This is a genomic window from Nonomuraea sp. NPDC001684, from assembly GCF_053596515.1.
Genome location: NZ_JBSFGJ010000663.1, coordinates 1 through 3,691 on the forward strand (window position 1 = coordinate 1; position 3,691 = coordinate 3,691).

4 protein-coding genes and 1 pseudogene are annotated in these 3,691 nt (G+C 71.0%); 1 reads left to right on the forward strand and 4 read right to left on the reverse strand.

Annotation, left to right across the window (positions count from 1 at the left end; translation table 11 throughout):
- From ACWCSD_RS49610 to nadD, 3 genes are all read right to left on the reverse strand, one after another.
- Positions 1–391 (reverse strand): histidine phosphatase family protein (locus tag ACWCSD_RS49610; protein ID WP_449926341.1); only part of this gene is annotated, 391 nt, incomplete at its 3' end.
- A gap of 44 nt (positions 392–435) precedes the next feature.
- Positions 436–831, reverse strand: coding sequence for a ribosome silencing factor (gene rsfS / locus ACWCSD_RS49615; RefSeq protein ID WP_125639389.1), 396 nt, complete (start codon positions 829–831; stop codon positions 436–438).
- 91 nt (positions 832–922) lie between these two features.
- On the reverse strand, positions 923–1,540 hold the full coding sequence (gene nadD / locus ACWCSD_RS49620) for a nicotinate-nucleotide adenylyltransferase (protein WP_449926345.1): 618 nt from the start codon (positions 1,538–1,540) through the stop codon (positions 923–925).
- Positions 1,541–1,627: 87 nt separating this feature from the next.
- Here nadD and ACWCSD_RS49625 point away from each other — a divergent pair, with 87 nt between their 5' ends.
- A complete protein-coding gene (locus tag ACWCSD_RS49625) occupies positions 1,628–2,659 on the forward strand; it encodes a M48 family metallopeptidase (protein WP_387663390.1) in 1,032 nt (343 codons plus the stop codon).
- A gap of 21 nt (positions 2,660–2,680) precedes the next feature.
- Here ACWCSD_RS49625 and ACWCSD_RS49630 read toward each other — a convergent pair.
- Positions 2,681–3,691, reverse strand: a pseudogene (locus tag ACWCSD_RS49630) (serine/threonine protein kinase); the annotation flags it as partial.

Genomic DNA, 3,691 nt, shown 5'->3' on the forward strand with positions numbered 1-3,691 from the left:
CGCCGTGCGAGGCGACGACCAGGAGCCCGTCGTCGTCGAGCTTGGCCGCCCACTTGCGCATGGAGGCGGCCACCCGGGTCGCGACCTCCGAGACGGGCTCGCCGTCGGGGGCCTCCCAGGCGATGTACTCCTCGGGCCAGCGCGCGGCGATCTCGTCGCGCGTCAGACCCTCCCACTGGCCGCCGCCGCGTTCGCGGAAGTCCTTGTCGACGGTCACGTCGAGCCCCACGAGCCTGCCGAGCGCCAGGGCCGTGTCATGGGCGCGCTGGAGGTCGGAGGAGACGATGAGGGTCGGCCGCAGCGAGGCCAGCAGCGAGGCGGCCCTGGCCGCCTGCGCGACGCCGGTCTCGTCGAGCGGGATGTCGGAGTGGCCCTGGAAACGGTGCTCCACGTTCCACAGGGTCTGTCCGTGGCGGAGGCAGACGATCCGCCTGCTCAACTGCGGGCCCGCTGCATGTTGGCGAGCATGACGCTCTCCGGCAGGCCGATGGCCGGGCAGTCCTTCCACAGGCGCTCAAGGGCGTAGAACGTGCGGTCTTCCTCATGCTGGACGTGCACGACGATGTCGATGTAGTCGAGCAGCACCCAGCGGCCCTCGCGCTCGCCCTCGCGGCGCACGGGCTTGGCGTCGGCCTCGGTGCGCAGCCGGTCTTCGATCTCATCGACGATGGCGCGGACCTGGCGGTCGTTCGTGGCGGAGCAGAGCAGGAAGGCGTCGGTGATGACGAGCTGCTCGCTCACGTCGTAGGCGAGGATGTCATCGGCCAGCTTGTCGGCCGCGGCCTCGGCGGCGATCTGGACGAGCTGAACGGATCTGTCGGATGCGGTCACGATGCGGGTCTGTCCTCCTGTGTCGGCAGCATGCCCATATACCGAGGGTACCCTTCCAGGCCGAAACCCCTCACCCACGGCGCGGAGAGCTTCAGCCTTCCCCGTGATACAACCCTCGTTTGTTGATGTACTGCACGATTCCGTCCGGCACCAGATACCAGATCGGCTCCCCCTTGGCCACCCGCTGACGGCACTCCGACGACGAGATGGCCAGCGCGGGTATCTCCAGCAGGGTCACCCTGCCCTCGGGCAGCCCGGGGTCGTGCAACGTGTGCCCAGGGCGGGTGCAGCCCACGAAGTGCGCCAGCTCGAACAGCTCGTCGGCGTCCTGCCAGCCCAGGATCGCGCCGAGCGCGTCGGCGCCGGTGATGAAGTACAGGTCCACCTGCGGGCCGTAGACGTTGGAGATGTCCCGCAGCGTGTCGATGGTGAAGGTGGGGCCGGGGCGGTCGACGTCCACCCTGCTCACGGAGAAGCGGGGGTTGGAGGCCGTGGCGATGACCGTCATCAGATAGCGGTCCTCGGGCGCCGACACCTCGCGTCCGGACTTCTGGTACGGCCGCCCGGTCGGCACGAACACGACCTCGTCGAGGTCGAAGTGATGGGCGACCTCGCTTGCTGCGACCAGGTGGCCGTGGTGGATGGGATCGAAGGTCCCGCCCATCACACCCACCCGCCGCTTCCCCTGGTTCCCAGGCGCGTTCATCATGAGTCGGACCCTACGCGGACGGGGTACCCGAACATGACGGCACCCCCCTTGGTGATGTCCGCGCATCACATCCGTTGCGGACGTAGCATGCCGGGCATGACGACCACCCCGGACCGCAACCGCGTCCAACTGCCCGGCATCTCGTCCCGAGCCTACGAACACCCCGCAGACCGGTCCGCCCTGGTCGCTCTGCGTAAGTTGAGTGGGTTCGACACGGTTCTCAAGCAGATGTCCGGTCTTGTGAGTGAGCGCCGCCTTCGCCTGATGTACCTGGCGTCGTCCGTGCGCGTCAGCGAGACCCAGTTCCGCTCCCTGTACGACATGGGGCGCGACGCGGCCTACATCCTCGACCTGCACCGCATCCCGGAGATCTACGTCCAGCAGGACCCGCACGTCCAGGCCAAGGCCATCGGCTTCGACGACCCGTTCATCGTCGTCACCACCGGCCTGCTCAACCTCATGGACGAGGAGGAGCAGCGCTTCGTCATCGGCCACGAGACCTCGCACATCCTGTCGGGTCACGCGGTCTACCGGACGATGCTCGACATCCTCACCCGCCTCGCCACGCGCGTCGCCTGGATCCCGCTCGGCTACATCGGGCTGCGCGCGATCGTCGCGGGCCTGGAGGAGTGGTACCGCAAGTCGGAGCTCTCCTCCGACCGCGGCGGCCTGCTGACCGCCCAGAACCCCGAGTCGGCCAAGCGCGCGCTGATGAAGCTCGCCGGCGGCGCCTACACCCACGAGATGAACATCGAGGCGTTCCTGGAGCAGTACCAGGAGTACGACACCGCGGGCGACCTGCGCGACGGCTTCCTCAAGGTGCTCAACCTGCTCGGCACCACCCACCCGTTCGCCGTGGTGCGCGTCGCCGAGCTCGACAAGTGGCAGCGCAGCGGCGAGTACGACCGCATCATCGGCGGCGACTACCCCCGCAGGGAGGACGACGCCAACGCCCGCGTCACCGACGAGATCAAGGCGGCGGCCGAGTCCTACCGCGCCTCCTGGTCCCAGTCGCAGGACCCCTTCATCGGCGTGCTGCGCGACGTGGCCGAAGGGGCGGTGAACGCGGGCGAGCGCATCTTCAACCGCTTCTCGCGCCGCGACGGCGGCCAGGGCTGACCGGCCGGCCGTCCTCGCCGCCTACAGCAGGAGGGCGATCGCGCGCACGGCGGCCGCGCACAGGGCGACGAACCCGCCCAGCACGGCCAGTGCGCGCAGCCCTTCCCTGCGCAACTCCGGCAGCTTGCCGCCGATCCGCTCGATCTCGCGCCCGGTGATACCGCCGCACAACATGCCGAACACCACCGCCGCGACCGTCACGGGGGCCGGCTGCTGCCACCAGTCGGAGTCGATCTGACCGCCACCGGTCACCCAGAGCGCACCGCCCGACGCCACCGCGACGGGCACTCCCGGCCACACCACGGCGGTCGCCGCCGCCCCGGTCAGCGCGAACGGGAACAGCAACACGCGCAGCGCGATCCGCATGCGACGCGCGCTGCGCTTCCTGACCAGCCAATGACTCATCCAGAGCGTCCTGGTCAGCACCACGAACGCCGTCGTGATGGCGATCGAGGCGATCGGCCAGATCACCGACGTCACCACGCACGGCACCGCCAGCACCGCGAGCAGCAGCAGAGCCGTGTTGCCCGCGGGCAGCGTGGTCGGCGCCTCGCCCCTGAGCCTGGTCCGCCGGCCGTCCTGTGACCTGCTCCGCACGGCCGCCGTCGCCCGCGCGCGCGGGCCCGTCTTGGGGTCGGCGCCGGTCCTGGTCCGGGGCGTGGCGGCCTTGCCGTCGGTGTTCGTCCTGCCCCGCGGCGGCGGAACCGCGCCGTCGGCCCTGACCCGGGTCCCGTCGGCGCCGGTCCTGGCCCGCGTGCCGTCCGTGCCGGTGCGGGTGCGCGTGCCTTCCGTGCCGGTGCGGGGACGTGTCCCCTCCGTGCCGGTCCTGGGGCGGGTGCCCTCCGTGCCGGTCCTGGCGCGGGTGCTCTCCGTTCCCGGCCTGGGGCGGGGGGCGGAGGCCGGTCCGTCCGTGCCCGGCCTGGGGCGCGCGGCCGAGGCCGCGCCGTCGGCCCGGTTCCGCGCGGCGGGCGGTTCCGTCCGGTTGCGCGCCGTGGGCGGTTCCGTCCGGTTCCTGGGTACGGGCGTCTTCCC

What these genes read in the sequence shown, in the direction of transcription:
- ACWCSD_RS49625 (WP_387663390.1), top strand. Translation starts at nt 1,628, where the DNA reads ATGCCGGGCATGACGACCACCCCGGACCGCAACCGCGTCCAACTGCCC.
- nadD (WP_449926345.1), bottom strand. Translation starts at nt 1,540, where the DNA reads ATGATGAACGCGCCTGGGAACCAGGGGAAGCGGCGGGTGGGTGTGATG.